The sequence below is a fragment of the Arthrobacter sp. efr-133-TYG-104 genome, from assembly GCF_030208915.1.
Taxonomy (GTDB): domain Bacteria; phylum Actinomycetota; class Actinomycetes; order Actinomycetales; family Micrococcaceae; genus Arthrobacter.
Genome location: NZ_JARVTA010000023.1, coordinates 144,194 through 160,367 on the forward strand (window position 1 = coordinate 144,194; position 16,174 = coordinate 160,367).

20 protein-coding genes and 1 tRNA gene are annotated in these 16,174 nt (G+C 61.4%); 13 read left to right on the forward strand and 8 right to left on the reverse strand.

Translation table 11 applies throughout. The features are described from left to right. The first annotated feature begins 175 nt into the window (after positions 1 to 175). Positions 176 to 1,594, forward strand: a complete 1,419-nt coding sequence (locus tag QRN04_RS15810; protein ID WP_284976976.1) for an amino acid permease — start codon at positions 176 to 178, stop codon at positions 1,592 to 1,594. A 51-nt stretch (positions 1,595 to 1,645) separates the two neighbouring features. Here QRN04_RS15810 and QRN04_RS15815 read toward each other — a convergent pair whose 3' ends face one another. Then, entirely contained in the window at positions 1,646 to 2,305 is a 660-nt protein-coding gene (locus QRN04_RS15815) for a DUF1345 domain-containing protein (protein WP_284976977.1), read from the reverse strand. Between the two features lie 166 nt (positions 2,306 to 2,471). On the opposite strand from QRN04_RS15815, the gene QRN04_RS15820 reads away from it, so the two are divergent. Then, a tRNA-Leu gene (locus tag QRN04_RS15820) sits at positions 2,472 to 2,554 on the forward strand. Positions 2,555 to 2,628: 74 nt separating this feature from the next. Here QRN04_RS15820 and QRN04_RS15825 read toward each other — a convergent pair. Further along, the gene (locus QRN04_RS15825) at positions 2,629 to 2,967 is read right to left on the reverse strand and encodes a YnfA family protein (RefSeq protein ID WP_284976978.1); all 339 of its coding nucleotides are present in this window, start codon (positions 2,965 to 2,967) and stop codon (positions 2,629 to 2,631) included. Between the two features lie 228 nt (positions 2,968 to 3,195). On the opposite strand from QRN04_RS15825, the gene rpsF reads away from it, so the two are divergent. From rpsF to QRN04_RS15850, 5 genes are all read left to right on the forward strand, one after another. Continuing rightward, positions 3,196 to 3,501 carry a 30S ribosomal protein S6 gene (rpsF, locus tag QRN04_RS15830; RefSeq protein ID WP_028267876.1) on the forward strand — a complete coding sequence of 102 codons (306 nt, stop codon included), beginning with the start codon at positions 3,196 to 3,198 and terminating at the stop codon, positions 3,499 to 3,501. A 55-nt stretch (positions 3,502 to 3,556) separates the two neighbouring features. After that, a complete protein-coding gene (locus QRN04_RS15835) occupies positions 3,557 to 4,135 on the forward strand; it encodes a single-stranded DNA-binding protein (RefSeq protein WP_284976979.1) in 579 nt (192 codons plus the stop codon). Between the two features lie 126 nt (positions 4,136 to 4,261). Beyond that, entirely contained in the window at positions 4,262 to 4,501 is a 240-nt protein-coding gene (gene rpsR / locus QRN04_RS15840) for a 30S ribosomal protein S18 (protein WP_003800144.1), read from the forward strand. A gap of 17 nt (positions 4,502 to 4,518) precedes the next feature. Next, entirely contained in the window at positions 4,519 to 4,971 is a 453-nt protein-coding gene (gene rplI / locus QRN04_RS15845; RefSeq protein WP_284976980.1) for a 50S ribosomal protein L9, read from the forward strand. A 109-nt stretch (positions 4,972 to 5,080) separates the two neighbouring features. After that, complete coding sequence (locus QRN04_RS15850; protein ID WP_284976981.1) at positions 5,081 to 5,932, forward strand: PhzF family phenazine biosynthesis protein; 852 nt, start codon at positions 5,081 to 5,083, stop codon at positions 5,930 to 5,932. A 22-nt stretch (positions 5,933 to 5,954) separates the two neighbouring features. Here the strand turns inward: QRN04_RS15850 and QRN04_RS15855 are convergent, their stop codons facing one another. From QRN04_RS15855 to QRN04_RS15865, 3 genes are read right to left on the reverse strand one after another with little or no spacing between them, the layout of a single operon-like run. Beyond that, positions 5,955 to 7,517, reverse strand: coding sequence for a DUF6297 family protein (locus QRN04_RS15855; protein WP_284976982.1), 1,563 nt, complete (start codon positions 7,515 to 7,517; stop codon positions 5,955 to 5,957). After that, positions 7,504 to 8,181, reverse strand: coding sequence for an ABC transporter ATP-binding protein (locus QRN04_RS15860; protein ID WP_284976983.1), 678 nt, complete (start codon positions 8,179 to 8,181; stop codon positions 7,504 to 7,506). The genes QRN04_RS15855 and QRN04_RS15860 overlap by 14 nt, the downstream gene beginning before the upstream one ends. 43 nt (positions 8,182 to 8,224) lie before the next feature. Beyond that, positions 8,225 to 8,437, reverse strand: coding sequence for a hypothetical protein (locus QRN04_RS15865; RefSeq protein WP_284976984.1), 213 nt, complete (start codon positions 8,435 to 8,437; stop codon positions 8,225 to 8,227). 236 nt (positions 8,438 to 8,673) lie between these two features. Here QRN04_RS15865 and QRN04_RS15870 point away from each other — a divergent pair, with 236 nt between their 5' ends. From QRN04_RS15870 to QRN04_RS15880, 3 genes are all read left to right on the forward strand, one after another. Further along, positions 8,674 to 9,573 (forward strand): diacylglycerol/lipid kinase family protein, encoded by a 900-nt coding sequence (locus QRN04_RS15870; RefSeq protein WP_502868812.1) that lies wholly within the window; start codon positions 8,674 to 8,676, stop codon positions 9,571 to 9,573. Positions 9,574 to 9,650: 77 nt separating this feature from the next. After that, a complete protein-coding gene (locus QRN04_RS15875) occupies positions 9,651 to 10,388 on the forward strand; it encodes a GAF and ANTAR domain-containing protein (RefSeq protein WP_284976986.1) in 738 nt (245 codons plus the stop codon). An 82-nt stretch (positions 10,389 to 10,470) separates the two neighbouring features. Further along, positions 10,471 to 10,962, forward strand: a complete 492-nt coding sequence (locus QRN04_RS15880; protein WP_284976987.1) for an SRPBCC family protein — start codon at positions 10,471 to 10,473, stop codon at positions 10,960 to 10,962. Between the two features lie 65 nt (positions 10,963 to 11,027). Here the strand turns inward: QRN04_RS15880 and QRN04_RS15885 are convergent, their stop codons facing one another. After that, positions 11,028 to 11,636: a TetR/AcrR family transcriptional regulator gene (locus QRN04_RS15885; protein WP_284976988.1), complete on the reverse strand. Its 609-nt coding sequence runs from the start codon at positions 11,634 to 11,636 to the stop codon at positions 11,028 to 11,030. Positions 11,637 to 11,754: 118 nt separating this feature from the next. On the opposite strand from QRN04_RS15885, the gene QRN04_RS15890 reads away from it, so the two are divergent. The 3 genes from QRN04_RS15890 (at position 11,755) to QRN04_RS15900 (ending at position 14,725) form a co-directional block, all read left to right on the forward strand. Beyond that, the gene (locus tag QRN04_RS15890) at positions 11,755 to 12,717 is read left to right on the forward strand and encodes a carbon-nitrogen hydrolase family protein (protein ID WP_284976989.1); all 963 of its coding nucleotides are present in this window, start codon (positions 11,755 to 11,757) and stop codon (positions 12,715 to 12,717) included. Next, positions 12,714 to 13,910, forward strand: a complete 1,197-nt coding sequence (locus QRN04_RS15895) for an APC family permease (protein ID WP_284976990.1) — start codon at positions 12,714 to 12,716, stop codon at positions 13,908 to 13,910. Before QRN04_RS15890 ends, QRN04_RS15895 begins: the two co-directional genes overlap by 4 nt. A gap of 185 nt (positions 13,911 to 14,095) precedes the next feature. Further along, complete coding sequence (locus tag QRN04_RS15900) at positions 14,096 to 14,725, forward strand: FMN reductase (protein WP_284976991.1); 630 nt, start codon at positions 14,096 to 14,098, stop codon at positions 14,723 to 14,725. Between the two features lie 29 nt (positions 14,726 to 14,754). Here QRN04_RS15900 and QRN04_RS15905 read toward each other — a convergent pair whose 3' ends face one another. Both QRN04_RS15905 and QRN04_RS15910 read right to left on the reverse strand, forming a co-directional pair. Then, positions 14,755 to 15,333: a hypothetical protein gene (locus QRN04_RS15905; RefSeq protein WP_284976992.1), complete on the reverse strand. Its 579-nt coding sequence runs from the start codon at positions 15,331 to 15,333 to the stop codon at positions 14,755 to 14,757. Between the two features lie 5 nt (positions 15,334 to 15,338). Next, complete coding sequence (locus QRN04_RS15910) at positions 15,339 to 15,812, reverse strand: hypothetical protein (RefSeq protein WP_284977019.1); 474 nt, start codon at positions 15,810 to 15,812, stop codon at positions 15,339 to 15,341. Positions 15,813 to 16,174 lie beyond the last annotated feature (362 nt).

A 16,174-nucleotide genomic window follows, 5' to 3' on the forward strand; every position in this document is an offset into this window, starting at 1 on the left:
ATGAAACACTTGTTTCCTAAAATCATACTTTTTGTGCGGGCGTGCCAATTGGAGCACAGGCAAAATGTTTGGTCGCACAGTACCCGCCCAGTCCCGGCACGTTAGCGTGATCTAGTCATGTGGCCCGTGGCACACCACTGTGGCCTACCTCGAACCTAAAGGACGGCGCCAATCCATGCACGCTGACCAACAGCTTTCCAAGTCCCTGAAGCCACGGCACCTCTCCATGATCGCCATCGCCGGCGTGATCGGTGCAGGGCTTTTCGTTGGCTCCGGCGCTGCCATCCAGCAGGCCGGCCCGGGGATCCTCGTTGCCTATCTCGCTGCCGGCCTGGTTGTCATCCTCGTGATGCGCATGCTGGGCGAGATGGCTGCCGCCAACCCGGAAACCGGCTCATTCTCCACCTACGCAGACAAGGCCCTGGGGCGCTGGGCCGGTTTTAGTATCGGCTGGCTCTATGCCTGGTTCTGGATCATTGTTCTCGGCATCGAGGCCACCGCGGGTGCGGCCATCATGCACCGCTGGGTTCCCGGCGTGGATCAGTGGGTTTGGGCGCTGCTGCTCATGGTCCTCCTGACGCTGACCAACCTTGGATCCGTGAAATCCTACGGCGAGTTCGAGTTCTGGTTCGCCTCCATCAAGGTCACGGCAATCGTCATCTTCCTCCTCGCCGGGATCGCGGCCATCCTCGGGCTCATCCCGGGCGTTCCGGCGCCCGGCGTCAGCAACCTCCTGGATAAGGGCGGCTTCATGCCCAGCGGTCCGGGAGCGGTGCTCGCCGGCATCCTCGTGGTGGTTTTCTCCTTCTTCGGCGCGGAAATTGCCACCATCGCGGCCGGTGAATCGGAGAACCCCGTGGACGCGGTCAAGAAGGCCGTGAAGTCCACTGTTTGGCGCATCCTGATCTTCTACATCGGTTCGATCGCCATTGTGGTGACGCTACTGCCGTGGAACAGCGCTTCCGTTGCTAAGAGCCCGTATGTGGCCGTCATTGAGCTCTACGGAATTCCGGGAGCCGGCACCATCATGGACATCGTTGTCCTGACCTCGGTGCTCTCCTGCCTGAACTCGGGTCTTTACACTGCCAGCCGCATGCTGTTCTCCCTCTCCCAGCGCGGTGACGCACCCAAGTCGTGGATGAAGATCTCCAAGCGCGGCGTTCCGGCTGCAGCAGTGCTGGCTTCCACCGTGGTTGGGTTCATCACCGTGGGCCTGAATTACATTGCGCCGGACACAGTGTTCTTGTTCCTGGTAAACACCTCCGGTGCCATTGCGCTCTTCGTGTGGCTCGTCATCGCCGTCTCCCAGCTCATCCTCCGCAGGCGCATGGGAGCCGCTGCCGAGCAACTTGAACTCAGGATGTGGCTCTTCCCCTACCTCACCTGGATCTCCATCGGCAGCATCGTGGCGCTCATCATCGGAATGATCATTATTGAATCCACGCGGGAATCCCTGTTCCTCTCGCTGGCGCTGGCTGCCGTGGTGGTTGTCATCGGCATCGTGCGGTATCGCCGCCGGAACGGCCGCTTGGACACCGGTGTGGGCAGCACCGAAACCGAGCGCGCAGGGGTTGGCGCAGGACGGACGTCGTAATCCTTGGCACCAACCGCTGGGTTTTTGGTTGTCAGTGGACGTGCGGGATGGCTACTGCGCCAGTCCGATGACCAAGTTGATGGTGACGGCGAGGATTACCGTGCCGAAGAGGTAGGAGAGCAAGCCATGCTTCATGGCTTCGGCTCGGATCCGATGATTTTCCAAGTTGGTGTCCGACACCTGGTAGGTCATGCCCAGGCTGGTGGCCAAGTAGGCGAAATCGGTGTACTGCGGTGGCCGGTCCTGGTTGAAACTGATGCCGCCTGGCTTCCCGCCGGTGCCTTTATTCGAACTGTAGTAAAGCTCGGCGTATCGGAGCGTGAAAAGCGTCTGGACGAGCATCCAGGAAAGGGCTACACACGCCAAAGCCAGAACGGCCGCGTACACGCGGCTGTTCGAGCCGTCGATGTGTGAATTGACGATCACGGCGGCGGCCGCGGCAATGCTGGCAAGGTTAGCTGCGAGTATCAGCAGGTCCGTAGCTGCGCGCGAAGGATCCTCGGAGGTCGCGTGGAGGCGGGTTTCGTCAGGGTCCATGCGCGCGATGACGAGCCACACCCACACTACGTAGATCAGCGCCGCCACCGCCCAACCTACTGCGGGGGCGTCCACCCACCCCCACAGCACTCCGGCGGCAACGAAGGCTGCCGCTCCGGCCACCAACATAATGACTAACCGCAACCGGCTGCGTCTCTCTCTGACGTTGTTCATTTATTCACCCTAACCATTTCGGGGTGGTAGGGACGCGCGCCTCGCGCTGCCCACACCATGCCCATCCCCGGGCGCCCCAACTCCCGAATCTGTGGATTGCCGCTCTTCGTGTTAGTGTCTTTGCTGCTGTCGAGGAGAAAATGAAACACGCTTCTCCTGACCACCTGCGCGGGTGGCGGAATGGCAGACGCGCTAGCTTGAGGTGCTAGTCCTCGAAAGGGGGTGGGGGTTCAAGTCCCCCTCCGCGCACAGTGTGAAACCCCCGGAAGATCCGCAATCTTCCGGGGGTTTCGTCGTGTTCGGACAACGTACCGGTGTGAGGATTAACTGCCAGTGCGGGGCGCGAACATGATCACGGCCACTCCGACCATGCAGACCAGGGCGCCAATGACGTCCCAGCGGTCCGGTCGAAAACCATCCACCAGCATTCCCCAAGCGAGAGACCCGGCGATGAACACCCCGCCGTAAGCTGCGAGAACGCGGCCAAAGTGGGCCTCAGGCTGGAAGGCAGCGAAGAACCCGTAGATTCCCAGCGCAACCACGCCCAAGCCAGCCCACCACCAGGCCTTGCCCTCCCTGATGGCCTGCCAGATGAGCCACGCCCCGCCGATTTCCGCCGCCGCAGCAAGGATGAAGAGGGTGATGGACTTCAAGACGGTCATGGTCCAAGTATCACGGGTGGCACGTACGGTTATCCACATAGACAACTCGTGCGCTTCCACGGCCCAATCCTGCCGAATAGCTTTGAGTGCAGGAGATGCACTAAGATGTTGAAGTCTGTGTTACGCCCTCTGCCGGTCTTTCGGTGGGGGCGTGTGCGCAGCATCGCAAATGAACCTCCTGTTACGGAAATGCCGTAACCGCTTAGCCCAAAGGAGGTGGGTTCACATATGCGTCCTTACGAATTGATGGTAATCATCGACCCCGAGGTCGAAGAGCGTACCGTAGAGCCGTCGCTTCAGAAGTTCCTGAATGTCATCACCACCGATGGTGGAACCATCGAAAAGGTTGACATCTGGGGCCGCCGTCGCCTCGCTTACGACATCAAGAAGAAGTCCGAAGGTATCTACGCCGTGGTGAACTTCACCGCCAAGCCTGAAACCGCCAAGGAACTTGACCGCCAGCTGAGTCTCAACGAGACCATCATGCGCACCAAGATCACCCGCCCCGAAGAGCAGAAGGTTGTAGCTGAGTAATTTCAGCTCCCGGCTTTCAATCTTTACCCCGCAGGAACGAACAAGGAGGCAGTAGATGGCAGGCGAAACCACTATTACGGTCATCGGTAATCTCACCAATGACCCCGAACTGCGGTTCACACCGTCAGGTTCGGCGGTAGCGAACTTCACCATTGCGTCTACTCCCCGGACCTTCGATCGTCAGTCCAATGAGTGGAAGGATGGGGAAACCCTGTTCCTCCGCGCATCGGTGTGGCGTGAGGCAGCTGAGAACGTGGCCGAGTCCCTCACAAAGGGCATGCGCGTCATTGTTTCAGGCCGTTTGAAGAGCCGTTCCTACGAAACAAAAGAAGGCGAAAAGCGCACTGTTATCGAGCTGGAGGTCGACGAAATCGGCCCCAGCCTGCGTTACGCAAACGCCAAGGTCAACCGTACCCAGCGCTCCGGCGGGGGTCAGGGTGGCTTCGGTGGCGGTAACGCCGGTAATTCCGGTGGCTTTGGAGGCGGCGCTCCTGGTGGAAACCAGGGTGGCGGCAACTCCGGAGGAACCTGGGGCGGCAACCAGCCCGCACAGCAGGAAGACCCTTGGGCTACGCCCGGTGTCAGCAATGCAGGCGGCTGGGGCAACGGCCCGGATTCAGAACCTCCCTTCTAAACACCAAGAAATCGTCCGACGCCGGATGCCGCCAGTTTGCCGAAAGGCACCCGGGCGGGGAAGGCCGTCGAACACCACCATCCCGTGGATCAATATCCACGGGCTCCATAGAATAGGAGCTCCACGATGGCTAAGGCTGAACTCCGTAAGCCCAAACCAAAGTCCAACCCCTTGAAGGCCGCTGACATCACTGTCATCGACTACAAGGACGTAGCATTGCTGCGCAAGTTCATCTCCGATCGCGGAAAGATCCGCGCTCGTCGCGTAACTGGTGTTACCGTTCAGGAACAGCGCAAGATCGCCCAGGCAATCAAGAACGCCCGCGAAGTTGCACTGCTGCCTTACTCCGGCGCTGGCCGCGGCTAAGGGAAAGGGTAACTAACATGGCAAAGCTCATTCTGACCCACGAAGTAACCGGTCTCGGTGCTGCTGGCGACGTCGTCGAGGTCAAGGACGGTTACGCACGTAACTTCCTGGTGCCCCGCGGCTTCGCTCTGACTTGGAGCAAGGGTGGCGAGAAGCAGGTCGAGTCCATCACGGCAGCCCGTGCTGCTCGTGCGCACGCTTCGGTTGAAGCTGCACAGGCTCAGGCTTCCGCGCTGTCCTCCAAGAAAGTCAAGCTCGAGGTGAAGGCCGGCGAGTCCGGTCGTCTCTTCGGCACGGTCAAGCCGGCTGACGTCGCTGCTGCTGTTGAGGCCGCTGGCCTCGGCGCAATCGACAAGCGCAATGTTGAACTGCCGAACCACATCAAGTCTGTCGGTTCGTACCAGGCCAATGTTCGCCTGCACGAGGACGTCTCCGCCGTGATCGACCTTGAGGTCGTAGCAGGGAAGTAGTCCCAGACTGCAAGAAGGACCCCCGCCGCCGGATTCCGGAGGTGGGGGTCCTTTGCTTTCGTCACCTGCAACCGCGCCGGGTCCAGCCCGCCGATGGTAGCCTGCAGCAGTGACCCCAGAATCCGCACGTATCCGCCCGTTCCACCAAGTCGATGTCTTCTCAGAAGTGCCATACCTCGGCAACCCGCTGGCCGTCGTCGTCGACGCCGAGGGGCTGAGCGCCGCAACGATGCAGCACTTTGCCAACTGGACCAACCTTTCAGAAACGACGTTCCTGCTGCCGCCCACAGACCCCACCGCGGACTACAAGGTGCGGATCTTCACCGGGAGCGAGGAGTTCCCGTTCGCAGGCCACCCCACACTGGGTTCGGCGCACACCTGGCTCCAAGCAGGCGGTACGCCCAGGGCCGACGGGGTGGTGGTCCAGGAATGCGCCGCCGGCTTGGTGCGGATCAAGCACGACGCCGGGCGCCTGGCGTTTGCAGCGCCCCCACTGACACGTTTTGAGGCAGTAAGCGACGCGCTGCGGGACAGGTTGGCTGCAAGTCTGCGGATTCCTGCAAAATCCGTGCTCGACGCTGCCTGGTTAGTCAACGGACCCGAGTGGATCGGAGTACTCCTGGGTTCAGCTGAAGAAGTGCTCGCCATCGACCCGGACCTTGCGCAGATGGGTGAGCTGAAAGTAGGCGTGATCGGGCCGCATCGGGCTGGAACCGGCGTCGATTTTGAGGTCCGGACGTTCATCCCCGGTGATGCCATGACGGAGGACCCCGTGACCGGCAGCTTCAATGCCGGGGCGGCACAGTGGTTGACCGGCAGTGGCCGTGCGCCTCAAGAGTACGTTGCGGCGCAGGGCACGGTGCTGGGCCGGGCAGGCCGGATTCATGTCCAGGCCGTGGATGGTGTGGTGTGGGTCGGCGGAGCGTCGAGCACGTGCATCGAGGGCACCGTCATGCTCTGATGCAGTACTGCTCTGGAAAGGACTAAACCCCGCCCTGGCTACGGCGCGGACGTGAGAGAACAACCACCAGGAAAATACCCGCGCTGAACACCGCCTGCACCGCCATGACCGGCAACGGGACACGTCCCAAGTACAGGGAGAAGACCACGGGAATCATCGCCAGGATGGTCACATCCAGTCCCCGCATTACTGATGTGAGTTGAGCCCGGGGAACCGGGCCGAAAGGCGTTTCAATCGGCGGTATCGACCAATCCGCCCCTGGTCTCGTGGCCGCGCGGAGCGTCCCGGCGCCCATTCCTACACCTGCCAGGGCTCCCACGAGGACGAGGGCAGGATCTGCGGCGCCGAGCAGCACCAATATTCCGCTGAGAACGGCCATCCAAAGGGCCATGCCAGCTGCAGGCATCAGTATCCTGCTGGTTCGGACCACTGCTCCGTTCAACGGCAGCAATGCATCAAGTTCCGGTACCAGTGCGGCACGTCGGGCAATGCTGCCCATCCCTGCGGCGGTGGCGCAACCGGCAACGACGATGATTGCCAGCTGTACGAATTCCGGCAGCCCCCCTTCCACCAGCAGCGAAGCCACGCACGCTCCGAGCCAAACGAAGGGCGGAAGCAGGGGTGGGTGCAAACGCAGGAAGGCCACTATGTCGGCACGAATCAGGGCCGCGGCCGGCCCGCGGACAGGCTTGCCGTAGAACGCAGCCGCCCGACCGCCGTCGTTCTTGGACGGCAGTTTCTCACTGCCCAGCGCGCGCAACGCCTCATTGGAGTCCATTGCGAACAGCGACGCACTGGCCTGGCTGGCCAGCGCTCCTCCCCGCGTCAGCTCTTCTCCGCTCACCAGCCCGGCTCTGGGTGCGACGAGTATCAAGAGCCCGACGGCGGCCACGCAGAGCGCCGCTGCGGGCAGAGGCCCGGGCGCAAGGGCAGGCACAACAGCACTCACGAGCAGTACCAGTGCGGCCACGAATCGTCCGAGCCGTCCTCGGATGATGCCGAGCTGTTGCGTTGCTGCCAAAAGCACTGCAATCATGCCGGCCGCACCAAACGCAACCGATGCGATGAGGTGCTCCCCGGGGCTGCGGCCGAGGGAAGTCATCACGCTGAACAAGAGATAAGCCAGTGCTGAGCCCACGGCGGTAAGGGCTACTTTCCGGAGGAACCGGGGACCAACCATCGGACGCCGGTCGAGGGGGAGCGGAAGCCACCACGTGCTTTCGGGCCCGGTAACGGTGATCGGTCCCAGCTTGCGGGACAGGTTGCTCATGGCGGCGAGGACCGCCAAGCCCAGAAGGGTCCAGAGCACAGGCTGCGGCAGCACGAACCACTGCTTCCGAACGATGCTCGACACCGCGGTCCGCAGGGCAATCTCGTTCCGCATGGCGAAGACGAAGGAACCGGCCATGGCCAGTGCGACGCCGAGTCCGAGCACGTTGTTGTAGACGTCGATGAAGCGGTCGCTCCAAGAGATCTGCCGGCGTTCATACCGACGCGCTGAACGATGCGTGAAGCGGACGATTTCTGCGGACAGTACGCGGCTGGACTCCTGTTTCCCGGAGGCGGGGGCTTTAAGAGCCGGCAATGATGGACGCTCCCTTGTCCGGCTTGAATTCCTGCACTTCCTCGTCGATCACCAAACACCTGGACGCGGTGGCGAGCAACAACTGGGGATCATGGGTTATCAAGACAACTGCACCTCCCGACCGCGCGTGGTGAGCAATGCGGCCGCCAATGGCCACGCGCATTTGGGGATCAAGGCGCTGTTCGGGTTCGTCAAGGATAAGGAGCGACGACGGACGAATCAGCCCGGCCGCCAGAAGCAACCGGCGACGTTGGCCCGAGGAGAGGGCATCTGGTACTGCGTGCGCGCGTCCCGCGAGCCCAAAGAACGCCAGTTCCTCCTCAACCCGCGCTTCGGGTTGGTCCAACGAGTGACCACGGGCGATCAGAAGCAGGTGCTCGCGCACGGTTAAGGACGGGAAGAAGAGATCCTCGTCGAAGACCGCTGCGACCTCGCGACGAAACGGCACGGCGTCGGGGTCTATGAGGAGTCCGTGGACCTTGACATGCCCGGACAAGGGAGCCTGCCGGCCAGCGATGGTGCGCGCCACAGTGGACTTGCCGGCACCGTTGATCCCGACAACTCCCAAGACCTCGCCGGCCCTCACTGATACGGACACTTCACCGCACACCGGCGACCCGGCGTAGCCCACAACCAGTCTGTCGGCCTCAAGAACTGTAGCCATGGGTCAACAGTAACTGTCGCGGGTTAGGGGAGGTGTCGCTCAATTAGAGGAGGGAGCGCTCCTCCAAGTCTTCCATCGCCCAGGCGAGAATCTTCATGTCGAAGGGATCGCGGCGTTCGAGGCCGAAAAGGTAGGCGTCAAAGTCGACGGGCTCTGCGCTTCCCCCGTTTGCCCAATACCAAGCCCATAAGTCATCAAAGGATATGTCGTGCTTTTGCACCCGCGTTCTTGCAGTCTGCAGTGGATCTGATTCCATGGACTTTCCCCGCCGCTGGGGGCGTCCGAAGCGTCCGCCAGCTCATTGTCCCTGAGGTCCCCACTTCTGAAGACGCAATTTCATGCTTTCATGTCCCGAGCCCAGGCGGAACCCCGTTCGGACCCTCCCTTTCGGACCGCCTTATGCGAGGGGCACTGTTGCTTTGCGAATAGGATGGGAGCTTCCGAGGGAAACAGCCGCCTGTAAGGTACCTCGCAATGAACCAGGAGCACATCATGGATTCTGCCCGGACCTTTGAATCGATCGTCATCATTTTCAATCCCAACAGCACGGGGGACGCGCCTGAGCTCGCGCAGCAGTTGCATGACAAGCTGCAAGACCTCATCAGCTACGCGCCGGAGATCGTTCTCCGGCCCACGGAACACGCTGGCCACGCCGTCGATCTTGCCCGAGACGCCGCCACGGGGGACCGCAGTGTCCTGGTGGTATCTGTCAGTGGGGATGGTGGATACAACGAGGTAGTCAATGGGGTGATGCAGGCGGGGAACCCCAAGGCCGTCTGCGCGGTGCTTGCTGCCGGGAACGCCAACGATCACAGCCGGATCACAGGAACCAAGCCGCTCGAGGACGCCATTGTGGAAGGCCGGGTGCGGAACATCGATCTCCTCCGTATCCATACCGGCCAAAACGATGACGAGCCACTGGAGTACGCGCATTCGTACATCGGATTCGGCCTTAGTCCCGTGGTTGCGACGGAGCTTGAAAAGGGCAGTAAAGGTGCCTTGAAGGAAATGGTGACTGTCATCAAGACCTTCTCCAAGTTCAAGCCGTTCTCCATCCGGCAGTCCGACGGAAAGCGCCGCAAGTTCGATAGCCTGGTCTTCGCCAATATCCGCGAAATGGCCAAGTACGCCACGCTTAGCGAAGCTGAGACCATACCGTCGGACGGGAAGTTCGAGGTGATCGTCTTTCCGCACATGCCCAAGTGGCGAGTTTTGCTGACTGCGTTGCGGGCCACCACGCAGGGATTGGGCGAACAGCCGAGCGTCAGCAGTTACGAGTTCACCACCGTCAAGCCCCTCCCTTACCAGGTGGACGGAGAAGTCAGGACCGTCGACGCCGAGGTCAAGGTGAGGGTGGAAAGCGCTCCGGGCGTCCTGCCAACCATCGGTTAGACGGAGACCCAGCGGGGATACCGAGGTTGGATCACGCAACTGTTGTGGGGTGCCCCCGGTTCTTCTAGATTTGATCCATGGTGGCCGAGGATTGGGCAGATGATTTTGAGCGGTTGGTTGATCTCATCGGCGCCACGGAGGATGTTAAGACGTTCTTGGAGGGCATGACCGGCTTCGGCGCCGGGATGATGACCAGGGTCACCAATACGCGGATCGAATGCGCAGTGACATTGCGTCGACGCAAACGGACGGCGACCATTGGCGGCAGCAGCGAACGGGCAATCGTGCTGGACCGCATTGAACAGACCTTGGGGCAGGGTCCGTGTGTGGACGCGCTCGATAGTGGGGTCCCCGTTCTTTTGGGCGACGTGCATTCGGATCCGCGGTGGCCGAAATACTCGGACGCGTTGCTTCACGCCGGAATCGACAGCGCCTTGGGCGTCCCTATGACGTTGGGCGATGACTCGCAGGCGGTATTGAATTTCTTTGCTCCCGAGGCGGGCCTGTACACCGAGGGTGTGGTCGCTGACGCTGTGTTGTTCGCTGACATGTCCAGTAAGGCCCTGCGTTTGGCACTGAGGATTGCTGCTTCTGACCAGCGCGGGGATGACCTCAAGGCCGCCATGGAGAGCCGAACGGTGATCGACTTGGCGTGCGGAATGATCATGGCCCAGAACCGCTGCAGCCAGGCCGAGGCGTTCGACGTCCTCCGGAGAGCATCGAGCGATCGCAACCAAAAACTGTATGCAATCGCGATGGACATGGTCGCCCGTGTGTCAGGACAGCAGCGGGCGGAGGCCCATTTCGAAGATTGATCTCCCGCTGCTGGCAGACAATCAGTAAGCATGCTTAGCTTAAGGCTATGCCGTTGCTTGATGGCGTGTAGAAAGGATCCACATGTCCACTGTGACCCAGGTCTTTGATTCACCGCCGGCCCACGTCTGGAAGGTGATCGCCGATGGGTGGCTCTACTCCGGTTGGGTTGTGGGTGCTTCGCGGATCCGCGACGTGGACGAGGAGTGGCCGGAGGTCGGCTCCCAGCTCCATCACTCGGTGGGTTCCTGGCCGCTGTTGATCAATGACAGCACCCGCGTCACCGCTGCGCAGCCGGGGGTGTCCCTCGAGCTGCTCGCCCGGGGGTGGCCCATTGGCGAAGCCAAGGTCCGCATCTCTCTCGAAGGCCTCGACGACGGTAAATGTCGGGTTTCCATCGCCGAGGACGCTGTTCGCGGGCCCGGCAAACTGGTTCCCAAAGCGTTACGAGACCCTTTGATCGACCTGCGTAACCGGGAAACCTTGAAGCGCTTGGAGCTCATGGCCGCCGGTGGGGCCGGACGTAAGAACCAAGAGGCCCAAGGGGACGCGGCGCCAAACCAGGTCGAAGGCTGAGGCTGTTTGCATCAGATGGCGCTGGTGCATAGCGCTTTTCGCCTCCTTTGAGTCGGCAAGAGCCGTTAGCTGATTGGCATCGACTCTGGCGCCAGCACGGTCTGGGCGTACTGGAGGAGCCACTGTTCTTCTTCGTCGGCTGTGATGGCGCCGGTGAGGACGTCGATCCCATAGCCGTCCTCCAGGGCCACGAAGCTCCGGGCCAGGATTTTCACGGGCATGAGGAGCCGGAACTCGCCGGTGCGTTGGCACTCTTCGAGTACGCGTTCGTACAGGGCGGCCTGCCGGGAGATGAAGGATTTGTGTTGGGCTGCTGCTGCTTCATTGCGCAGCACCACCGGGGTGAGCTCATATAGGATGCGGCTTGCCTCCTCGGCTGGACCGGTCCGGGGTATCCCCGAGCGGATGCAGGCATGGAGGCGTTCAAGCGGCGTGGTTTCCCGAGCGACGTGCGCCTCGCGCTCTTCGCAGTATTGAACGCTTCCCTTCTCAAATACTGCGGTGAAGAGCTCCTGGACGTCCGGGTAGTAGTAGAGGACGGAGGCGGAAGCCAGTCCGGCTTCTTCGGCTATGTCCGCCAGGCGCATCTCAGTTGATCCATGCAGCAGGACGGCGTTTGCGGTTGCCGCAATGAGCTGCTCACGCCGCTTCTTCTGGTCTTTTGGTCGGGCCATTAACCGATGATGGCATACCCAGGACAGTCGGAACCCTTGACAGCCCCGAGTTAATTAATTAAATTTTATTTAATTAATTCATTGTGGCGTGGACCACACCCTCCAGAATGGTAGTGATATGAGCAGACCCCTTCCTCTTGCCCTCGTTCAGGCGGCTGGCGTGCCGGGAAGCGATGTTTCGGCCTTCAGCGCCTCCTTGGAGCTTTTGACCCGTATGCACTCGCGGACAAAGTTGTTCGTTTATCCGGAACTCCATCTCAACCACCTTGGTGACGCCCCCGCCGAGGACGTTCCGGCAATGATCGAGGCCATGGCCGAACCCCTCGATGGGCCAACAGGCCGTGTTCTGGCGCAGCTCGCGGGCGACTTGAACATCTGGCTCGTTCCGGGGAGTTTCTATGAGCGTGGCGCCGACGGCAAGATCTATAACACCTCCGTGGCCTACTCGCCACAAGGAAAGCGTGTGGCGTCGTACCGCAAGATCTTCCCGTGGCGCCCCTATGAGCGCGTTGCTGCCGGGTCCGAATTCGTGGTCTTCGACATGGCCGGGATAGGCAGGGTGGGTCTCTCCATCTGCTACGACGCGTGGTTCCCCGAAAGCAGCCGGCACCTGGCCTGGATGGGGGCTGATCTCATCCTCAACGTCGTGCAAACTCCCACGTCCGACCGGGCGCAGGAAGTCATCATCGCCAAAGCCAACGCCATCGTGAATCAGGTCTTCGTCGCCAGCGTCAACGCCGCTGGGCCTGAAGGGCTGGGCAGAAGCCTGCTCGTTGACCCACAGGGGCGGGTCCGGGTCGAATCCGAAACGGCTGAGTCTCGCGTCCTGACAGATGTCATCGACCTCGACGACGTCAGCAATGCCCGCGAATACGGCACCGCCGGGGTGACCAGGCCCTGGCAACAGTTCGACGAATTCCAGGACAGCCTGGACCTGCCCTTGTACTCCGGGCGCCTTGACCCCACCCGCTGGAGCCCGATAACCGAGAAACCAGGCCTGGAGGAATCAGGCCTGGAGGAATCAGGCGTAGAGGAATCCGAAGGGGACGCCGCAACGGCCGGCAAAGGGTCCGACTCATGACTTCCGCACCCCAACTCACCGCCAAACTGTCCCTGGCCTCCGTGGTCATGTTCGGCGTCGCGTACATGTCACCGGCCATCGTCATGCTCACCTTCGGTGTCATCGCCTCCAGCAGCGGCGGGGCAACCCCGGCGGCCTACATCCTTGCAACCCTGGCCATGTCATTGACCGCGTTCAGCTACGGCAAGATGTCCCGCATCTTCCCGGCGTCCGGTTCCGCCTACACCTACGCCCGGAAGATGATTGGCCCCCGTGTGGGCTTCCTGGTGGGATGGGCCATCCTGCTGGACTACTTCTTCCTGCCGATGGTCGCCTGGCTGATCCAATCCGTGTACCTCAACGCCCAGTTCCCTGCAGTTCCCGTCTGGATCTGGCTGCTGATAAACGTCCTGGCCACCACCGTGGTCAACGTCTTGGGCATCGTCCTGGCCGACCGGGTCAATAAGACCCTCATGACACTGACCATGGTCGGCATAGCGGCGTTCGTGATCATGTGCGTCAGGCACCTGACTACCGCCACCGACGTCGTCGGCACCACACCGCTTTGGAACCCCACAACCTCCATAGCAGCTGTCTCGGCAGGTGCCGCCATCGCCGCATACTCATTCCTGGGCTTTGACGCTGTCAGCACCTTGAGCGAAGAGACAATCAACCCCAAGCGAAACATCCCCCGGGGCATTCTGCTCACGGTGTTGGTAGCCATCCAGGCCAGCACGAGCCGGTTGATGTACGTCATGGGCCGCGACGGCGTGCTCCCGCGCCGCTTCTTCGGGCGTTTGCATCCGAAACTGAAAACGCCCGTGCTGAACCTCGTCCTCGTGGGTGCCGCCGCGATGCTGGCCATCAACCTCTCCCTGGACACGGCCACTTCCTTCATCAACTTTGGCGCATTCTTGACCTTCGCCATGGTCAACGTCTGTGTCATCGTCCACTTCGTCCGTCAGTGGAAGCTGAAGACCAGGCCCTCGATCCTCGGATTCCTCGTGATGCCCGTTTTGGGAGCCCTCGTTGACCTCTACCTCCTGACCCAACTCGGACCTGTGGCGATCTATCTCGGGCTGGGATGGCTCGCCCTGGGAATCGTCTACCTGGCGATCCTCACCAAGGGATTCAGAAAGACCCCACCCGAAATGAACACGGAGGCAGACCCGAAGGATAACCAAGGTACGGCGGAGGCCCTGCTGGGAGCCTGAAGGACTACACAGCCAACAACACCCCACGACGGCGGGTGCTCGCCCCCGCGGCGAGCACCCGCCGTCGTCGCGCAGCATTTACTACCGGCTAGCCGGAACAGCGGGAATAGCATCAGCCCACGCACTGTTCATTGATTTAGATGCAAATGCATGTAAAGTAAGTGAACGAGCAACAGGAGAATGTCATGGAAACCCGCCGCATCACCGTCCTTTCCGCCGGGCTTGGCGTCCCGTCGTCGAGCCGTTTGCTTGCCGACCAGCTCGCCGCCTCTACCGACAGGCAGCTCCGTGCGGCCGGCTACGACGTGCGGATCGACGTGGTGGAACTGCGGGATCTCGCCGTGGATATCGCCAACAACTTCGTCACTGGATATGCCGCGTCTCGGTTGGCCGAGGTCATTGCCGGCGTCGAAGATTCCGATGGCATCATCGCCGTAAGCCCCATCTTCAGCGCTTCCTATAGCGGATTGTTCAAGTCCTTCATCGACGTCTTGGATCCCAAGTCGCTGGACGGCAAGGCCGTGCTGCTGGGCGCAACAGGTGGCACCGACCGTCACCAGATGGTCCTCGACTACGCCATGCGGCCCCTGTTCAGCTACCTCCGCACCAGGATCGCCGCCACCGGCGTTTTTGCCGGGCCGCAGGATTGGGGCAACACCGACGACGGCGGTTCGCCGCTTTCTGCCCGCGTGGACCGCGCAGCGGGTGAACTCGTCCAGTTGCTGAGCGGCCCGCAGCCGGGCCGCAAGAACGCCACGCTGGACTCGCTTCCTTTTGAGCAGCTGCTTGCCGGGATCTCCGGCGGCGGCAGGTAAGCCTGCGTGTGCAGCTAACCCCTAGGTAACTAGTCGTCCATGAGCTCCACGAATTCGCGCGCTTGCTTGATGTTGATGTCCGAGTGGCGCGTCAGGGCAAGGGCTGCACCTTCGGTATCCCCGCTCTTGGCCAGGGTTCGGATCCTGCCGTAGATCTCGTCATTGAGCATGTTGCTGCTGACTTCACGCGTGACATCGCCTTTGCTGACGATTGCCCGGTACCGGTACGGGAAACGCTCCGGCTCGTCGTCGTCCTCGTCGGCAAGGGGGCTTTGTGCGGGCTCCTCCTGGGTGAACGGTTGAGGATGGGCGGCCAGCGCGCCGACGGCGTCGCGTGAGGCGCGCAGGCCCTCACCGGTAGCTTGAAGGTAAAGCTTGATGGCGGCCATGCCCTGCCCCTGCGCGATCAGCGAGTAGAGCCGGCGATGCTGCTCCTGGTTTAGCTTGGCAGCCGACTCCCGCGCTAGTTCCGCCGGCTCCTTCGGAGTACTGGCGGCCGCGGCACTCTCCTTCGCCTCTTGGGAGTGCTTGGACGCGGCCCGGGTCAGAAGGAGTACCCCCGCTACGACCGCAATGAGTATCAGGAGCGGAATGAGGATGGATTCCATGCGGTTCAGAGCCGATCTACGTAGTTCTTGGCGGTGAGAAGATCCGAATGGGTTGCCTGGCGCAGGACTTTAATGGCCTGGATCCGCTGCCCGTTGCGGACAAGGCTCTGCAGCTGGACGGCGAGCTGGGGGTTGAGCTCGCCATTGGGCATCACGGCCGGATGGGACGAAGATTGTCCCGTGCTCTGGGTTCGTGCGGCCTGTGCCTGGATGGCAATCCTGTTTTGGTCCGATTGCTGGGTCTGTTGCGCTGCATTCTGGCTGGGCTGCGTAGTTGCCTCGATGCGCGCCCTCAGAGCAAGGGCCGCTTGCACTTGGGAAGCTTGGTGCGCAGCTGAGCGCGCGGCCAGTTCGCGCTGGTATCTTTCAGCGTCTGAAAGGCCGGTATCGCGTGGTTTAAAGGCCGAGGTAAGTGCCCAAAGAAGGCCGACGAGGACTACCAGCGGAAGGGCAAGCATCACCACGTCACCAATGTTCATCCCCATGCTTAGAGCTTATGCCAGAACTCGGTTATCCACAGCACATTCCTGTTCCGGAATAGGGTCCGTTAGAGCGTGCTATCACATCTTGCCTGAAGAGTAAGATGCATCACATTTCGGGCATGCTTAGCACGTTTCCGGCCGGTCCTCCGACACGCGGGGCCGCCACGCCTGTGGATGGTTTTCCACCAAATCTTTATTTGTTCCACAGGTTCATTTCAGCGTTTCCGCAGGTCAGGCCATGATTTCCGACAAAAGAAATTCTTTATCCACAACTGAACGCACAGTCTGTGCACAACGTGGGGCACGTATTCCACAGGAATCACCGGTTATCCACATGCGGGTGTTGACAACGAGTTAGA